We start from the raw sequence: 15,687 nt of genomic DNA on the forward strand, positions 1-15,687 counted from the left end.
CGTTTCCTCACACGCCCCTGAGGCTCGTGAGGTCGAGGGGGAGCGAGCGAAGGCGCTGCCCGGTGGCCGCGAAGATCGCGTTCGAGATCGCGGGGGCGAGCGTCGGGACTCCGGGCTCGCCGATGCCCGTGGGGGCCGCCTGCGAGGGCATGATGTGCACCTCCACCACCGGCATCTCGCTCATGCGGGTCGGCTCGTAGGTATCGAAGTTGCGCTCCTGCACGACCCCCTCCTTGAGGGTGACGCGGTTGCGCAGGACCGAGGAGAGCGCGAAGCCGACCGCACCCTCGACCTGCGCCCGGATCACGTCCGGCGTCACCGCGATGCCGACATCGACCGCCGCGACGATGCGGTTCACCCTGACCTTGCCGGTCTCCACCGCGACGTCGGCCACCATGGCGACGTAGGAGCCGAAGGATTCGTGCGCGGCGATGCCGAGCGCCCGGCCCTTGTCGGGCTTGGCCGCCGCCCAGTTGGCCTTCTCGGCGGCGAGCTTCAGGACGCCGGAGAGGCGGGGGGCGGAGGCCAGCAGCGAGAGGCGGTAGGCCAGGGGATCGACGCCCGCCGCGTGGGCGAGCTCGTCGATGAACACCTCCATGGCCTGCGCCGTATGGGTGTGGCCGACCGAGCGCCACCACAGCACCGGCACGCCCTCGCGGGCGTTGTGGACCTCGAAGCGGTAGGCCGGCAGGGCGTAGGGCGTGTCCGAGGCGCCCTCGACGGTGGTGCCGTCGATGCCGTTCTTCACGATCATCGCCTCGAAGGGCGAGCCGATCATGATCGACTTGCCGACCACCATGTGCTGCCAGCCCGTGATCGCCCCCTTGGCATCGAGCCCCGCCCGCAGCTTGTGGAGGACGGTGGGGCGGTAGTAGCCGCCCGTCATGTCGTCCTCGCGGGTCCAGACCAAGTGGACCGGCGCCCTGCCGCGCGTCGCCTTCACGATCGCGGCGGCCTCGGCGAGGTAATCCGCGGTCGGGGTGGCGCGGCGGCCGAAGGAGCCGCCGGCCCATTGGGTGTGGAGCCGGACCTTGTCGGTGGTGACGCCGAGGATCGCGGCCACGACGGCCTGCTCGATGGTCTGGAGCTGGCAGCCGGCGAAGACGTCGTAGCTGCCGTCGGCCGCCCGCTCGATCGTGGCGTTCAGGGGCTCCATCGGGGCGTGGGCGAGGTAGGGGAAGATGAATTCCGCCTCCAGCACCTTGGCGGCGCCCTTGATCCCCGCCGCGGGGTCGCCCCGCTCCGAGGCGACGAGGCCGGGGCGCTTGGCCGTCTCGCGGTACTCGGCGAGGATCGCGTCGGAGGAGCGCGCCTCGGCCGCCGAATCGTCCCAGACGACCACGAGGGCGTCGCGCCCCTTGCGGGCGGTCCAGGTGTCCTTGGCGATCACCGCGACGCCGCTCGGGATCGTCACGACGTCGAGGACGCCCGGGATCGCCCGCGCGGCCTTGTCGTCGACGCGTCCCACGGTGCCGCCGAAGCGCGGCGGGTGGGCCACCATCGCGGTCACCTGGCCCGGGCGACGGATGTCGAGGGAGTAGATCGCGCTGCCGTCGGTCTTGGCGGCCGAATCGAGGCGCGCCACCTTGGTGCCGATCAGGCGCCACTCGCTCGGATCCTTGAGGCGCGGCTCCTGCGGCACCGGCAGGGTCGCGGCGGAGGCCGCCAGCGCTCCGAACCGGGCCTCGTTCTTCGAGGCGGCGTGGCGCAGCACGCCCCTTTCCACCGTGATCTCGGAGACCGGGACCTTCCACTGGTAGCTCGCCGCGGCGACCAGCATCTCGCGCGCGGCCGCCCCCGCCTTGCGCAGCTGGAACCAGGAATTGGCGATGGCGGTGGAACCGCCGGTGCCCTGGACGGGCCCCATCAGGAGGTTGTTGTAGAGGGCGGCATCCGCCGGCGCGAACTCGGTGCGGACCTGAGCCCAGTCGGCGTCGAGTTCGTCGGCCAGGATCGCCGCGAGGCCGGTCGTGTTGCCCTGGCCCATGTCGAGATGCTTGATGATCACCGTGACGGTGTCGTCGGCGGCGATCCGCACGAAGGCGTTCGGCATGGCCTTCACGGTGGACAGGTCGGGCCCGCCGGCCGCGCGGGCCGGGTTCTTCAGATCGAGGCGGAAGCCGATGACGATGGCACCCGTCGCGGCGGCGGCGCCGCCGAGGAAGCTGCGGCGGGAGACGCGCGGCGTGCGGGCTCCGGCCTTCGACCGACCGAGTGTCAGCATGGGGTTGCTCCAGTCAGGGCGAACGGGGATCAGGCGAGGGTGCGGGCGGCTTCGTGGATCGCCGCGCGGATGCGCTGGTAGGTGCCGCAGCGGCAGATGTTGCCGTCCATGGCGCCCTCGATGTCGGTGTCGGTGGGCTTCGGGTTGTCGGTCAGGAGGCCGATGGCCGACATGATCTGGCCGGACTGGCAATAGCCGCACTGGACCACGTCGAGCTTGCGCCAGGCGCCCTGGACCGCCTCGGCGACCCTGCCCGACACGCCCTCGATCGTCGTGACCTTGGCCTCGCCCACATCCTTGATCGCGGTCTGGCAGGACCGCACCGGCTGTCCGTCGAGATGGACCGTGCAGGCGCCGCACTGGGCGATCCCGCAGCCGTACTTGGTGCCCGTCTTGCCGAGCTGGTCGCGCAGGACCCAGAGCAGCGGCGTCTCGGGATCGGCGTCGACCTCGTGAGGGACGCCGTTGACGGTCAACTTCAGCATCGCTTGCCCTTCGGATCGAGCCTTGACCGATCAGCGCTAGTCCGGCGACGCAAACCGAGGATGTGCGTCGTCGCACCTTACCACCAGCCATTGTGGCCCGGCGGCATCGGTGAAGCGGGTGCGGAGAATCTTACCGGTCCTGGCAGGCCGTTCTTAACACATCCGTCCCATCCTGAACGCCATCGCGTCTCGACCTGTCTGAGATGGCCCGATCCCAGGTTCCTCCCGCGTAGCTTTCCTGATCTGATGTCCGACCTGACTGTGGAGATGGTGCAGCGGGGGCGCGGACCCTCGACGGAGGAGGCGAACCGGCGTCGCGGGATCGCCCGCGAGATCCGCTCGGCCCGGGAGAAGCTGACCTCGACCACGGGCCTCGAGCGCGCCTTCGATTACGAGCTGCTGCGCCTCTACGCCGAGTACCGGGTCGGGGCCGGAATTCCCCTCGGGCTCTTCGCCGTCGCGATGGCGGCGGCCTCGATCTTCTGGGTCGCGCCGGTGGTGGCGGCGGTCTGGGCGCTCTGCGTCTTCGTCACCATCACGCTGATCACGACCTTGAGCCGGCACTTCCTGCGGCAGAATTCCGGCGAGGTCTCGCTGGCGCGATGGCGGCGGCTCTTCGTCCTCAGCGAGGGCATGCAGAGCCTGTGCTGGTCGATGATGATCGGGCTCGGCGCCACGGGCGGCCGGACCTTCGCGCTGTTTGGCCTCGTCATCGCGGCGGCGGTCGCCACGATGCTCGGCGCGACCGTGCCGGCGGCGGCGGTGGCGGGTCTCGGGCCCCTCGTGGTCGCCACCCTGTCGCTGCTCCTGTTCTCGCGCGACGCGGATTCCGTGCTGCTCGTCGCGATGGCGCTCGGCTCGCAGCTGTTCTTCATGGGGCTCGCCCGGCGGCTCTACACCTCGACCGTCGGGGCGCTGCAGTCGCGGGCGGAGAAGGACGCGATCTTCGGCGAGCTCGAGCAGGCCAAGGCGAATTCCGACGAGGCGCGGCGCCGCGCCGAGGAGGCGAACCTCGCCAAGTCGCGCTTCCTGGCCACCATGAGCCACGAGCTGCGCACGCCGCTCAACGCGATCCTGGGCTTCTCCGAGGTGATGAAGAACGAGGTGTTCGGGCCCCACACCGCCCCGAGCTACCAGGAATACTCGAACGACATCCACGACAGCGGGATGCACCTCCTCAACCTCATCAACGAGATCCTCGACCTCTCACGCATCGAGGCCGGGCGCTACGAGCTGAACGAGGAGGCGCTGCTCCTCGCCCACATCGTCGAGGAATGCCGCCACATGATGGGCCTGCGCGCCCGCCAGAAGGGTCAGACCTTCCTGGATTTCGTGGACGATTCGCTGCCCCGCCTCTGGGCCGACGAGCGGGCTCTCCGGCAGATCGTCCTGAACCTCCTGTCGAACGCCGTGAAGTTCACGCCGCCGGGGGGGGAGATCAGCATCAAGGTCGGCTGGACGAGCTCGGGCGGCCAGTACGTGGCGGTGAAGGACAGCGGGCCGGGCATCCCCGAGGACGAGCTCGGCACGGTGATGTCGTCCTTCGGGCGCGGCTCCCTGGCGATCAAGACCGCCGAGCAGGGCTCCGGCCTCGGATTGCCGATCGTGAAGGGTCTCGTCGACCTCCACGGCGGCCAGTTCCAGCTGAAGTCGAAGCCCCGCGAGGGCACCGAGGTGATCGTCACCCTGCCGGCGACCCGCGTGATGGACACCCTGGCGGCCGTGAGCGTCGAGCCCGCCGCGGACGCGGCGAAGGCCCCGGCCAAGGCGGCCTGACGGCCCCAAGGCGGCCTGATGGTCCCAAGGCTGCCTGATGGCCCCGAGGCGGCTTGACGGCCCCAAGGCGGCCTGGCGGATCCGAGGCGGCCTGACGGCCCCAAGGCGGCCTGGCGACCGCGCCGAGAATTGCCGAGGATCGAGGCCCTCAGCCCTCGGAACGCCCGGAGACGCCAGCCTGCGCGAAGGTCGCCATGTCGCGGTGGCAGGCGAGCGCCCCCTTCAGGAGGCCGAGCGCCATCGCGGCCCCCGAGCCCTCGCCGAGGCGCATGCCGAGGGCGAGCAGCGGCACCAGCCCGAGGCGCTCCAGCACCTCCGCGTGCGCGCCCTCGGCCGAGACATGGCCCGCGAGGCAATGGTCGAGGGCGCCCGGGTCGAGGGCGTGCAGGATCGCCGCGGCCGCGGTGGCGACGTAGCCGTCGAGCACGACCGGCACGCGCTGCAGGCGCGCGGCCAGGATCGCGCCGGCCATCGCGGCGATCTCGCGGCCGCCGAGGCGCGCCAGCACCTCCAGCGGGTCGTCGAGATGGCCCGCATGATGGGAGAGCGCCGCCTCGACGGCCGCCACCTTGCGGCCGATCCCCGCCTCGTCGAGGCCGGTGCCACGCCCGACCCAGCGGGCGGCCTCGCCCCCGAACAGGGCCGCGTAGAGGGCGGCCGCGATCGTGGTGTTGCCGATGCCCATCTCGCCGACCGCGAGGCAATCGGTGCCGGCCGCCACCGCCTCCATGCCGAACGCCATGGTGGCGACGCAGGCCTTCTCGTCGAAGGCGGGCCCTATCGTGATGTCGCCCGTGGGCATGTCGATGGCGAGGTCGAACACCTTGAAGCCGAGGCCGTAGGCGGCACAGATCTGGTTGATCGCCGCGCCGCCGGCCGCGAAATTGTCGAGCATCTGGCGGTTCACCGCGTCCGGAAAGGCCGAGACGCCCCGGGCCGTGACCCCGTGGCTCCCCGCGAAGACGCAGACGAGGGGGCGGTCGAGGCTCGGGCTGCCCTTGCCCTGCCAGGCGCCGAGCCACGCGACGAGGTGCTCCAGGCGTCCGAGGGCGCCGGCAGGTTTCGTCAGGCTCGACTCGCGTTCGGCGATCAACTCCGCCGCCGCGCGATCCGGTCCGGGCATCGATCCGATCAGGCGGCGGATATCGGCGAAGGGGCTCTCCTGGGTCATGGGGCTCTCTGGTCAGGGTCGGTGAGGTGGCGGGACGACGCGCGAACAATCCTGTGGGCGGCCCCGCCCCGATGGAGGGCCGCCTCGGGCGGGAGCTATAACGGGGGCGGCGGCAGGGGTGAAGGCGAGGCGCGATGCACGAGGGTTCCGGCGGCTCGGGCGAGGGCGACATCCCCGGTATCGGCCTCGCCCACGATCTCGCCGCCTGCCTCCGCTTCTACTCCCGGCTGCCCGTGCCGCGGCTCCCGGGGGAGGCCGACCCGCACGCGACCCCGGATTTTCGAACGGTGCCCCGGATGCTGCCTGTGGCCGGCGTGCTCCTGGCCCTGCCGGCCGGCCTGATGCTCCTCGCGGCCAAGGGGCTGGGCCTCGGCCCCTTCCTGGCCGCCACCCTCGCGGTCGCGGTCGCGGTCCTCGTCACGGGCGCGCTGCACGAGGACGGCCTCGCCGACCTCGCCGACGGGTTCGGCGGCGGCGCGACCCGCGAGCGGCGCCTCGAGATCATGCGCGACAGCCGCATCGGCAGCTACGGCGGCGTCGCGCTGGTGCTGACCCTGTCCCTGCGCATCGGCGCGCTGGCCACCCTCCTCGACCGGACCGGGGCCGTCCCGGCGGCCGCGGCGCTCGTCCTCGCGGCGAGCCTGTCGCGCGTCGCGGCGCTTGTCCCGATGGTGCTGCTCGGGCCGGCGCGGCCGGGTGGCGCGAGTGCCGCCGTCGGCCGGCCCGGCACGGCCACGGTGGGGATCGCGGCCGGGACCGGTCTCGTCCTGACGCTCCTCGCCCTCCCCTTCGGATTGCCCCTCGGAGGCCTCGCGCTGATGCCGGTCCTCGCCCTCGCGGCGTCCCTCGCCCTGAGCGCGATCGCCCGGGCCAAGATCGGCGGCCAGACCGGCGACGTGATCGGCGGCTGTCAGCAGGTCGCCGAGATCGCGGCCCTGCTCGGCCTGATCGCCGGGGTGCCGGCGTGAGCTGGCCCGGCGGGACGGGCTTGATCGCGGGGCGGCCTTGCGGGCATGGACGGACGCCATGACCCTGCCGTCGCGCCCCAAGCCCTCCAGTCCCTGCACCAAGGTCTGTGTCCTCGACGCGGCCACCGGCCTCTGCGAGGGCTGCGGGCGCACCCGCGACGAGATCGCCCTGTGGGGCTCGATGTCGGAGCCGCAGCGCCTCGCCATCATGGCGGGTCTCGAAGCGCGGTTGACGCGTGCCCGTCTCAAGCGCGGGCAGGTGCCGGCGTCCACATGATGTATCTCGGGCTCATCGCTCTCGGGCTGGTTCTCGTCGTGCTGATCGCGACGGACGGGAGCAGCCGCACCGGAGGTCTGATCGAGCCCGACCAGCTCGCCGGGCTCGCCTGGGGCGGCACCATCCTGGCCCTGGTGGCGGCGGGGTTCTGGCACCAGTTCCGCGAGCGGATGGGCGAGAACCTGCGCTACCTGCTGATCTGGGCGCTGCTGGGGTTCGCCTGCCTCGCCGCCTACGCCTACCGCGACCAGTTCCAGGCGGTCGGCGCCCGCGTGATGGGCGAGCTGCGGCCGGGCGTCGCCGCGGTCGGCCCCGGTGGCACCGTCACCATCACGCGCCGCGCCGACGGTCCCTTCGCGGTGCGGGCGGACGTGAACGGGCAGAGCCAGAGCTTCACCTTCGACACGGGGGCGAGCGCGGTGGTGCTCACCGCCGAGAACGCGGCGGCGCTCGGCATCCGCCCGGCGGACAGCGCGTTCTCCACCCGGGTCGCGACCGCGAACGGCGTGACCTACGCGGCCCCGATCTTCCTCGACAGCATCCGGATCGGGCCGATCACCGAGCGGCGCGTGGCCGCCATGGTGAGCCGGCCCGGCGCCCTCTCGGACAACCTCCTGGGTCAGAGCTTCCTGAGCCGCCTGCCCTCCTACGAGGTCCGCGGCGACCGGCTGATCCTTCAGGCGCGCTGAGCCGGGCCCAGCGCCCCCGCGCGCTCAGAACCGATCGGTGAGGTTGCCCTCGACCGCATGGGTCTCGGCGCGGTTGCCGACCCCGGCCCGTATCGGCGGCGCCGGGCGTCGCGTTCGGGGGCCCCTGAGGTCAGGCCGGCCTCGGCCACGAGGGCGGACCGGTCGGTCGGCAGGCCGGCGCCGAGGAAGCTCGTATCAAATACATTTACGTGTTTTTGCAGTAATTGCTCAAGCTGCAGTTGTTTCGAGCGCGATGTCTGCTTGGGAGACGTGGGCTGCCGCTTCGCGCAACGTGGCGAGCCCGGCATCGTTGCGCGAGCCGTGCGTGGCGAGGTGGCGCCGATAGGCCCGGGCGCCGGGGCGGCCGTTGAACAGGCCGAGCATGTGCCGGGTCAGGTTGTGCAGGCGAGCTCCCCCGGCCAGCGCGTCGGCGAGGTAGGGGGCGAAGGCCTCGATCGCCTCGAAGGCGTCGGCGACGGGGGCCGGCTCGCCGAACAGCTCGGGATCGACCGCGATGAGGCGGGCCGGATCGCTGTAGGCGGCACGCCCCATCATCACGCCGTCGACCTCGTCGAGGCGGGCGCGGGCCTGCGCCAGCGTGCCGATCCCGCCATTGACGGCGATCGGCAGCGCGGGCCGGGCCCGCTTCAGGCGCGCCACCCGACCGTAATCGAGGGGCGGCACGTCGCGGTTCTCCTTCGGGGACAGGCCCTGGAGCCAAGCCTTGCGGGCATGGACCACGAGGCCGTCGACGCCGGCCCGCACCACGGCCTCCGCCAGGGCATCGAGGGCGGCTTCCGGATCCTGGTCGTCGACGCCGATCCGGCACTTCACCGTCACCGGAACCGAGACGGCCGCCTTCATGGCCGCGACGCATTCCCCCACGAGGGCGGGCTCGCGCATCAGGCAGGCGCCGAAGCGCCCGTCCTGCACCCGGTCGGAGGGGCAGCCGACATTGAGGTTGATCTCGTCGTAGCCGTAGCCCTCGGCGATCCGCGCCGCCGCGGCGAGGTCGGCCGGGTTCGAGCCGCCGAGCTGCACCGCCACCGGATGCTCGATCGGCGAGAAGCCGAGCAGGCGCTCGCGGGGCCCATGCAGCACCGCTCCCGTCGTCACCATCTCGGTGTAGAGGCGGGCGCGGCGCGTCAGCACGCGGTGGAGCGCCCGGCAATGCCGGTCCGTCCAGTCCATCATGGGCGCGACCGAGAAGCGGATGTCGGCGGGTATCATCGGGCCGAGATAGCGGCCGCGCGGCCGCGCATCAACGCGGGCGCCGCGCGGGACTGCCCCTCAGTGGTCGTGCTTGCAGCTGGGGCCGTGGACGTGAGCGTGTCCATGCGCGTGGTCCTGCTGCGCATGGTCCTGCGCGTGGCTGTGTGCATGCTCATGGCTGTGTGCATGCTCATGGCGGTGCGCCTGCTCATGGGCATGACCTTCATGGGCATGACCTTCCTGGGCATGACCTTCATGAGCATGATCATGCGCGTGGCCGTGATCGGCGTGGGCGTGGTCATGATCGTGCGGGTGGTCGTGGTGGCCGTGATCGTGCCCGCAGGTGCTGTGGTCGTGGGCCTCCCGCTCGGGGCGGAAGGCGCGGGTCACGGCCGTCGCGGTGCAGCCCTGGCCGCGGATGAGCTCCGCCGTGGCGGGGGAGGCCGGCACGTAGAGCACGTCGGCGCCGATCTCGGCCGGGACGTGGTTGCCGCCGAGCTGCCAGGCGAGGCGCACCAGCCGCGCCGGGTTCTCGGCGCGCACCTCCAGCAGCGCCTCGCCGGCCGCCCGGACCGCGATCAGGCGGCCGTCCTCAAGGCGCAGGGCGTCGCCGTCCTCGAGTGTCGCGGCCTTGGGCAACGCCAGGTCGAAGCGGAGGCCGCCCTCGGCGGTCAGAGGGGCGTGGCCCCGGCCCCGGCCGGCATGGTCGAGGGTGACGGTGTCGACGATCCCTTCGGGGCGGACCGCGGGCTTCCGGACGATCGTGGTGGCGCGCAGCATGGTGTCCTCGTTTAGCATCCCGCCGGGGCGGGTCATCGGCCTGCCCTGGGCCGGGCGGATGGGGCCTCGCACGGGCATGTTGGCCCGGCGACGCACGAATGAAAGGTTTTTCGTTTGGCGCACGGTCCTTGGCGGGAACCTTGGCCATACGGCGTGCATTCCCCAGCCATAATAGCTAAGCTCGCCCCGCACCACGGCGAAACGCCGGACTCGATCATGCACAAGGGAGTCTCGACCTCATGAAGAAGATCATGGCTGCGGCCCTGGCCGCCACCCTCGCGCTCTCCGTCGGCGCCTGCAACACGCCCCAGGACCGCGCGCTCGGCGGCGCCGGCCTCGGCGCCCTCGCGGGTGCGGCGATCGGCGGTGCCGCGACGGGTCGGGCGGGGGGCGCCCTCGCGGGTGCGGCGATCGGCGGCGCCGGCGGCGCCATCGCGGGTGCCGCCACGGCGCCCCAGTGCCCCTACGGCACCTACCGCGACCCCTACGGCAACGTCTACTGCCGCTGATCCTGGCACCGAGTTTCGGCATCGGGGGCCGGAGCCTTGCGCTCCGGCCCCTTTTTTGCGCTGAACGGAGAGGCTATCCAGCCGGTTCTTCTCATCCGTATCCCGGGGGGCGCTCTGACGGGCGCACGCTCCCGACAGCCCCCTTAGCGCTCACCGATGCCCCACCCTCCCTGCGACAGACCGCGCCCGCCGCGAGGGCCGCGATGACCTCCGGAATCTGGGGCAAGCTCGGCGGGGTCGGGCTCGGCATGGCGATCGGTGGGCCGCTCGGGGCTCTGGCCGGGGGAGTGGCCGGTCACTTCCTCGTCGACCGCGAGGGCGCGCTCTTCGGGGCGACGCCGCGGGACGTGGTGTTCACCACCGGCCTCGTCGCGCTCGCCGCCAAGATGGCGAAGTCCGACGGCGTGGTGACCCAATCGGAGGTCGAGGCCTTCGGCAAGGTCGTGCAGGTCGAAGAGAGCGAGCGGCCCGGCGTCGTGCGCCTGTTCGACCTCGCCAAGAAGACCGCCAGCGGCTTCGAAGCCTATGCCCACCAGATGGCCTCCGCCTTCCAGGACGAGCCGGCGCTCCTCGAGGACGTGCTCGACGGCCTGTTCCACGTCGCCAAGGCGGACGGTGCCATCCACGAGGCGGAGGAGCGCTATCTCCGGGCGGTGGCCGAGATCTTCGGCTTCGACGCGGTGGCCTTCCGGCGCATCGCCGCCCGCCATGTCAGCCTCGCGGACGACGCCTACCTCGTGCTCGGCCTGGAGCCGGAGGCGGGTGATGCGGAGGTGAAGGCCTGCTACCGCAAGCTCGTGGCGGAGAATCACCCGGACCGGGCCATCGCCCGCGGGTTGCCGCCGGAAGCGGTCGCCATCACGACGCGCCGGCTCGCGGCGATCAACGCCGCCTATGACCGGATCGCGTCAGAGCGGGGCCTGCGGTGAGTGCGACGCCCGAGAGCCCCGTCGCCAGAAGCGTCGTGCCCTCGCCCAATCACGGCGAGCGGCGGGGGGCGCCGCCCGACATGCTCATCCTGCACTATACCGGGATGGAGAGCGCGCCCGTCGCGCTCCAGCGCCTCGCCAACCCGCTGGCCGAGGTCTCGGCCCATTACTTCGTGTTCGAGGACGGGCGCGTGGTGCAGATGGTGCCGGAAGGCCGCCGCGCCTGGCACGCGGGACAGGGCGCCTGGAAGGGCGAGCGGGACATCAACTCGCGCTCCCTCGGCATCGAGATCGCCCATCCGGGCCACGTCGGCGGCCTGCCGCCCTATCCGGAGGCGCAGATCGCCTCCGTGATCGCCCTCGGCCGCGACCTCGTCCGGCGCTGGGCGATCCCCCCCGAGCGGGTTCTGGCGCATTCCGACATCGCCCCCGAGCGCAAGGAGGATCCGGGGGAGGTCTTCCCCTGGGACCGGCTCGCCCATGCGGGCCTCGGGCACCACGTCCCCCCGGCACCGATCCGGGACGGGCGCTTCTTCGCGCAGGGCGATTCCGGTCAGCCGATCGAGGCCCTGCAGGCGATGCTCGGCCTCTACGGCTACGACCTGCCGGTGACGGGGCGCTTCGATGCCCGCACCCACGCGGTCGTGACCGCCTTCCAGCGTCATTTCCGGCAGGCGCGCGTGGACGGCGTCGCCGACGCCTCGACAATCATGACGCTGCGCGATCTGATCGCGGCCGTTCCGGGCTGACGAGACGAACCCGCCATGCAACCTCGCGATCAGGCGCGCGGGCGAGGGCCTGTCGCTCGCCGGCAAGGCCAGCCCCCGGGGCGCGGCCCCCTCGCCTTCACGGACGGCGAGACGGGTGTGGCCGCCACCGACGACGCGGACGGGACGGCGTGCGGTATCCGGATGCGCCTGCCGCCGCCGCTCCTGATCGCCGAGAGCAACACAGGCTGCGGCGGCATGAACGTGAGCTTCACGGGCATCTACACCCGCCGCCCCTGAGAGCGGGCTCAGGCCCGCCCGCGAAGCTCGGCCTCGCGCTCCACCCGGGGCGCGGCGCTCACGGTGACGTCCCCGCGGGTGCGCCACAGGCTGTAGACGATCCCGCCGGCGAGCAGCCCGACCGTGACGGCGAGCGAGACCCAGGGCGGCACGTCGACGAGTTCGAAGGTGTCGGCCACGACGATCTTGCCGCCGATGAAGATCAGGATGAAGGCGAGCGCCGTCTTGAGATAGGCGAAGCGCTCGACCATGGCGGCGAGGGCGAAATAGAGGGCGCGCAGGCCCAGGATCGCGAAGATGTTCGAGGTGTAGACCACGAAGGTATCGGTGGTGATGGCGAAGATCGCCGGCACGCTGTCGACCGCGAAGATCACGTCGGCGCCGTTGACGAGCACCAGCGCCAGCGCGAGCGGCGTCAGCCAGAGGACGGGCTTGCCGGTCGTCGGGCTCGGCTTGCGCACCATGAAGTGCTGGCCATGCAGCTCGGGCGTGATGCGCAGGGTCTTGCGCAACCAGCGGACGGCGGTGTTGTCCTGGATGTCGCCCGCATCCTCCTCCTTGGAGAACAGCATCTTGAGGCCGGCATAGATTAGGAAGGCGGCGAACAGGGACAGCACCCAGGCCGCCTGATGCACCAGGGCCGCGCCGAGGCCGATCATCAGGCCGCGCAGCAGGATCGCCGCGAGGATGCCCCAGACCAGCACCCGGTGCTGGGCCGCCAGCGGGATGCCGAGCGCCGAGAGGATGACCGCGATGACGAAGACGTTGTCCATCGACAGCGACTTCTCGACCACGAGGCCGGCCACGTATTCCTGTCCGGCCTGGGGCCCGAGATACCACCAGACCCAGCCGCCGAAGATCAATCCGAGGGTCAGGTAGAAGGCGGTGAGCCCGAGGCTCTCCTTGACGCCGATCTCGTGATTTTTGTCGCGGTGGAGCAGTCCGAGGTCGAAGGCGAGCAGTCCGAGGATCAGGGCGTGGAAACCGAGCCACATCCAGACCGGCTTGCCAAGCCACGCGATATACAGAAAATCAACCATGCGGGACCGTGATGCTTCTTTCGAAAGGAAAGCATCGGCTCCGACATCACGGAAGCATCACTGTGCATCCCGCCAGAGGGGCCCGCAGCCGATCAACGCGAGTTAAGGACCGGATAGCGTCGAATCAAGGGCGCGTCCTCATGGGTCGCATCGCCTTGACACAGGCGCCACGCTCGCTTCTTCCGCAGGGATGGAGATGCAGGCGGATGACGGGATCGCGATCGTCGGCGGCGGGCCGGCCGGGCTCGCGGCGGCCGAGGTGCTGGCCGGGGCCGGACGATCCGTCACGGTCTATGAGCGGATGCCCTCGGTCGGGCGCAAGCTCCTGATCGCGGGGCGCGGCGGCCTCAACCTCACGCACAGCGAGCCGCTGCCGGCTTTCCTCGCCCGCTATCACCCGGCGGGCAGCCTCGCGGAAGCGATCGCGGCCTTCCCGCCCGATGCCCTGCGGGCCTGGTGCGAAGATCTCGGGGAGCCGACCTTCGTCGGGTCGAGCGGACGGGTGTTCCCGAGGAGCTTCAAGGCCTCGCCCCTGCTGCGCGCCTGGCTCGGGCGGCTCGGGGCGGCGGGCGTCCGCGTTCTCACCCGCCATCGGCTCGTCGGCGCGGAGGCCGGCCGGCTCACCTTCGAGACGCCGGAGGGGGTCCGGAGGGTTGCGCCCCGCGCGACGCTCCTGGCGCTCGGGGGGGCCAGCTGGCCGCGCCTCGGCTCGGACGGGGCCTGGGTCCCGCTGCTCGAAGGACAGGGCGTGCCGGTCTCGGAGCTGCGTCCGGCGAATGTCGGGTTCACGGTCGCCTGGTCGGAGGTGTTCCGGTCGCGCTTCGCCGGGGAGCCCGTGAAGCGGATCGCCCTCACCGCGGACGGCCTCACGGTGCGGGGCGAGGCGGTGATCACCCGGGACGGGATCGAGGGGGGCGCCGTCTACGCCCTGTCGCGGCTCCTGCGCGAGAGGATCCGCGCGAGCGGGGAGGCCCAACTTGTTCTCGACCTGCGGCCCGATCTGTCCGAGGCGGCCCTGGCCCGGCGCCTCGGGGCCCCGCGCCCCGGCGAGTCGATGGCGACGCGCCTGCGCAAGGCCGCGGGCCTGTCCCCCGTCGCGGCCGGGCTCCTGCGCGAGGCGGCCGGCCTGACCCTGCCGCCCCCCGCCCCGGACCTTGCCGCCCTGATCAAGTCCGCGCCCCTGAGGCTTCACGGAACGCAAGGGATGGAGCGGGCGATCTCGACGGCCGGCGGCGTCCGCGCGGCGGCCCTCGACGCGCGCTTCATGCTGCGGGAGCGGCCCGGGACCTTCCTGGCCGGCGAGATGCTGGATTGGGAGGCGCCGACCGGGGGCTACCTGCTGCAGGGCGCCTTCGCGAGCGGCCGGGCGGCCGCCGCCGGGATGATCGCCTGGCTCAAGGAGGCGGAGGCCTCATAGCCTGCTGCAGAACCCCACCATGCCGGTGGCCTCGCTCGGGCAGGCCGCGCTCGCCGTGCCCCCTGCCCCCGGCGTGAAGACCGGGCTGCCCTCCTTGAGGCAGTAGGCCGAGACGAAGACCTCGCCTTCCGCGCAGGACAGGACGCAGCCGCTCGCCGGACAGCTCTCCGTGCGGACAGCGCGGAACGGGGCCGGGCCCGGATCGCTCGCGAGGCCGACCGCGCCCGCCGCACCCGCAGGTCCGGCCTGTCCCTGCGGGCCCGCCTCGCCCTTCGATCCGGGACTGCCCTTCGGACCCGGCTCTCCCTTGAGCCCCGCCTCGCCCTTGAGCCCCGCCTCGCCCTTGGGGCCCGCCTCGCCCTTGAGCCCCGCCTCGCCCTTGGGGCCCGCCTCGCCCTTGGGGCCCGCCTCGCCCTTGAGGCCGGCCTGTCCCTGCGGCCCCGGAGGGCCTTGCAGCCCGGCCACGCCCTGGGGTCCGGTCGGGCCCGAGGGGCCGGCGGGTCCCGCCGGCCCCTCGGGGGCACAATTCGCCACCACGACCTCGCGCTCGTCCTCGTCGGCCTTGAGCGTGGCGACGCAGGTCGAGGGCCGATGGGGCAGGCGAAACAGGAAGCGGCCGCGCTTGTCGGCCATGACCGAGATGTCCTCGTCCATCACCACCACGGTGCCGCCCTTGCGCACGGAGCCGGAGATCCTGAGGTCCCCCGCCTCGATGCGGGCGTCGTAGACCATGATCGGCTGGCTCGGCGCCGGGACGCCGCGCGGCCGCGGCTGGGCTCCGCGCGGCCGCGGACGGGATTGGCGCGCGGGCGAGGCCTGGGGCTGGGCCTGCATGCCCGGCGGCTCCTGCTGCGCCGAGACCGGGATTGCACAGGCGAGCGGAAGCAGGCCGAGCACGGCCGTGGCGACGCGAACGAGGTGCATGAACATTTCCCCGATGGATGGCCCGGCGCCGTGGCCGCGCGGGCGGGGCGGACATTGCCGCCCGGTCCTCGCCGGGGTCAACCCTCGGTTCGGGGCTCGCAGGCTGCATGGACCAACCCATGGCCGCGATCGCGATCGAGCCGCAATCCACAGCTGTCCACACCTCTCCACAGGCCAAGCCCCTGACAGGGGACGGAAAACATCATGGCGCCGGAAACCGATTGAGTATGTTCTTGTTTTGTTCTTAGTTTCCCACATCCCTGGCCGCCGGATCGGAGC

The 15,687-nt window shown here is 72.1% G+C and carries 16 protein-coding genes; 9 read left to right on the top strand and 7 right to left on the bottom strand.

The window, feature by feature from the left end:
* Positions 1 to 7 precede the first annotated feature (7 nt).
* Positions 8 to 2,224, bottom strand: coding sequence for a xanthine dehydrogenase family protein molybdopterin-binding subunit (locus tag F6X51_RS04935; protein ID WP_150962108.1), 2,217 nt, complete (start codon positions 2,222 to 2,224; stop codon positions 8 to 10).
* A 29-nt stretch (positions 2,225 to 2,253) separates the two neighbouring features.
* Complete coding sequence (locus F6X51_RS04940) at positions 2,254 to 2,709, bottom strand: (2Fe-2S)-binding protein (protein WP_150962109.1); 456 nt, start codon at positions 2,707 to 2,709, stop codon at positions 2,254 to 2,256.
* Positions 2,710 to 2,955: 246 nt separating this feature from the next.
* On the opposite strand from F6X51_RS04940, the gene F6X51_RS04945 reads away from it, so the two are divergent.
* Positions 2,956 to 4,485, top strand: coding sequence for a sensor histidine kinase (locus tag F6X51_RS04945; protein WP_150962110.1), 1,530 nt, complete (start codon positions 2,956 to 2,958; stop codon positions 4,483 to 4,485).
* Between the two features lie 148 nt (positions 4,486 to 4,633).
* Here F6X51_RS04945 and cobT read toward each other — a convergent pair whose 3' ends face one another.
* Entirely contained in the window at positions 4,634 to 5,656 is a 1,023-nt protein-coding gene (cobT, locus tag F6X51_RS04950) for a nicotinate-nucleotide--dimethylbenzimidazole phosphoribosyltransferase (RefSeq protein WP_150962111.1), read from the bottom strand.
* Between the two features lie 134 nt (positions 5,657 to 5,790).
* Between cobT and cobS the strand changes: the two genes are divergently transcribed.
* From cobS to F6X51_RS04965, 3 genes are read left to right on the top strand one after another with little or no spacing between them, the layout of a single operon-like run.
* Positions 5,791 to 6,624, top strand: coding sequence for an adenosylcobinamide-GDP ribazoletransferase (gene cobS / locus F6X51_RS04955; protein WP_150962112.1), 834 nt, complete (start codon positions 5,791 to 5,793; stop codon positions 6,622 to 6,624).
* 58 nt (positions 6,625 to 6,682) lie between these two features.
* Positions 6,683 to 6,901: a DUF1289 domain-containing protein gene (locus F6X51_RS04960; protein ID WP_150962113.1), complete on the top strand. Its 219-nt coding sequence runs from the start codon at positions 6,683 to 6,685 to the stop codon at positions 6,899 to 6,901.
* Positions 6,898 to 7,590 carry a retropepsin-like aspartic protease family protein gene (locus F6X51_RS04965; protein WP_150962114.1) on the top strand — a complete coding sequence of 231 codons (693 nt, stop codon included), beginning with the start codon at positions 6,898 to 6,900 and terminating at the stop codon, positions 7,588 to 7,590. Before F6X51_RS04960 ends, F6X51_RS04965 begins: the two co-directional genes overlap by 4 nt.
* 228 nt (positions 7,591 to 7,818) lie before the next feature.
* Here the strand turns inward: F6X51_RS04965 and dusA are convergent, their stop codons facing one another.
* Positions 7,819 to 8,820, bottom strand: coding sequence for a tRNA dihydrouridine(20/20a) synthase DusA (gene dusA / locus F6X51_RS04970; protein WP_150962115.1), 1,002 nt, complete (start codon positions 8,818 to 8,820; stop codon positions 7,819 to 7,821).
* 60 nt (positions 8,821 to 8,880) lie between these two features.
* Positions 8,881 to 9,582, bottom strand: coding sequence for an urease accessory protein UreE (locus F6X51_RS04975; protein ID WP_150962116.1), 702 nt, complete (start codon positions 9,580 to 9,582; stop codon positions 8,881 to 8,883).
* Between the two features lie 239 nt (positions 9,583 to 9,821).
* Here F6X51_RS04975 and F6X51_RS04980 point away from each other — a divergent pair, with 239 nt between their 5' ends.
* From F6X51_RS04980 to F6X51_RS04995, 4 genes are all read left to right on the top strand, one after another.
* Positions 9,822 to 10,091 (top strand): hypothetical protein, encoded by a 270-nt coding sequence (locus tag F6X51_RS04980; protein WP_150962117.1) that lies wholly within the window; start codon positions 9,822 to 9,824, stop codon positions 10,089 to 10,091.
* A 203-nt stretch (positions 10,092 to 10,294) separates the two neighbouring features.
* Positions 10,295 to 11,020: a TerB family tellurite resistance protein gene (locus F6X51_RS04985; RefSeq protein WP_150962118.1), complete on the top strand. Its 726-nt coding sequence runs from the start codon at positions 10,295 to 10,297 to the stop codon at positions 11,018 to 11,020.
* The gene (locus F6X51_RS04990; RefSeq protein WP_150962119.1) at positions 11,017 to 11,769 is read left to right on the top strand and encodes a peptidoglycan recognition protein family protein; all 753 of its coding nucleotides are present in this window, start codon (positions 11,017 to 11,019) and stop codon (positions 11,767 to 11,769) included. The genes F6X51_RS04985 and F6X51_RS04990 overlap by 4 nt, the downstream gene beginning before the upstream one ends.
* A gap of 15 nt (positions 11,770 to 11,784) precedes the next feature.
* Entirely contained in the window at positions 11,785 to 12,027 is a 243-nt protein-coding gene (locus F6X51_RS04995) for a hypothetical protein (protein WP_150962120.1), read from the top strand.
* A gap of 8 nt (positions 12,028 to 12,035) precedes the next feature.
* On the opposite strand, the gene F6X51_RS05000 is transcribed toward F6X51_RS04995, so the two are convergent.
* A complete protein-coding gene (locus F6X51_RS05000) occupies positions 12,036 to 13,067 on the bottom strand; it encodes a TerC family protein (RefSeq protein ID WP_150962121.1) in 1,032 nt (343 codons plus the stop codon).
* A 190-nt stretch (positions 13,068 to 13,257) separates the two neighbouring features.
* Between F6X51_RS05000 and F6X51_RS05005 the strand changes: the two genes are divergently transcribed.
* Entirely contained in the window at positions 13,258 to 14,484 is a 1,227-nt protein-coding gene (locus tag F6X51_RS05005) for a TIGR03862 family flavoprotein (protein ID WP_150962122.1), read from the top strand.
* Here F6X51_RS05005 and F6X51_RS05010 read toward each other — a convergent pair.
* Positions 14,479 to 15,408: a collagen-like domain-containing protein gene (locus tag F6X51_RS05010; RefSeq protein ID WP_191970012.1), complete on the bottom strand. Its 930-nt coding sequence runs from the start codon at positions 15,406 to 15,408 to the stop codon at positions 14,479 to 14,481. The genes F6X51_RS05005 and F6X51_RS05010 overlap by 6 nt on opposite strands.
* Between the last annotated feature and the right edge of the window lie 279 nt (positions 15,409 to 15,687).

Origin of the sequence: Methylobacterium planeticum (assembly GCF_008806345.1) — a bacterium.
Taxonomy (GTDB): Bacteria; Pseudomonadota; Alphaproteobacteria; order Rhizobiales; family Beijerinckiaceae; genus Methylobacterium; species Methylobacterium planeticum.

Coding starts and splice junctions, on each gene's coding strand:
- F6X51_RS04940 (WP_150962109.1), bottom strand. CDS start 2,709: ATGCTGAAGTTGACCGTCAACGGCGTCCCTCACGAGGTCGACGCCGAT.
- dusA (WP_150962115.1), bottom strand. CDS start 8,820: ATGATACCCGCCGACATCCGCTTCTCGGTCGCGCCCATGATGGACTGG.
- F6X51_RS04985 (WP_150962118.1), top strand. CDS start 10,295: ATGACCTCCGGAATCTGGGGCAAGCTCGGCGGGGTCGGGCTCGGCATG.
- cobT (WP_150962111.1), bottom strand. CDS start 5,656: ATGACCCAGGAGAGCCCCTTCGCCGATATCCGCCGCCTGATCGGATCG.
- F6X51_RS05005 (WP_150962122.1), top strand. CDS start 13,258: ATGGAGATGCAGGCGGATGACGGGATCGCGATCGTCGGCGGCGGGCCG.
- F6X51_RS05010 (WP_191970012.1), bottom strand. CDS start 15,408: ATGCACCTCGTTCGCGTCGCCACGGCCGTGCTCGGCCTGCTTCCGCTC.
- F6X51_RS04995 (WP_150962120.1), top strand. CDS start 11,785: ATGCAACCTCGCGATCAGGCGCGCGGGCGAGGGCCTGTCGCTCGCCGG.
- F6X51_RS04975 (WP_150962116.1), bottom strand. CDS start 9,582: ATGCTGCGCGCCACCACGATCGTCCGGAAGCCCGCGGTCCGCCCCGAA.
- cobS (WP_150962112.1), top strand. CDS start 5,791: ATGCACGAGGGTTCCGGCGGCTCGGGCGAGGGCGACATCCCCGGTATC.
- F6X51_RS04980 (WP_150962117.1), top strand. CDS start 9,822: ATGAAGAAGATCATGGCTGCGGCCCTGGCCGCCACCCTCGCGCTCTCC.
- F6X51_RS04935 (WP_150962108.1), bottom strand. CDS start 2,224: ATGCTGACACTCGGTCGGTCGAAGGCCGGAGCCCGCACGCCGCGCGTC.
- F6X51_RS04960 (WP_150962113.1), top strand. CDS start 6,683: ATGACCCTGCCGTCGCGCCCCAAGCCCTCCAGTCCCTGCACCAAGGTC.
- F6X51_RS05000 (WP_150962121.1), bottom strand. CDS start 13,067: ATGGTTGATTTTCTGTATATCGCGTGGCTTGGCAAGCCGGTCTGGATG.
- F6X51_RS04945 (WP_150962110.1), top strand. CDS start 2,956: ATGTCCGACCTGACTGTGGAGATGGTGCAGCGGGGGCGCGGACCCTCG.
- F6X51_RS04965 (WP_150962114.1), top strand. CDS start 6,898: ATGATGTATCTCGGGCTCATCGCTCTCGGGCTGGTTCTCGTCGTGCTG.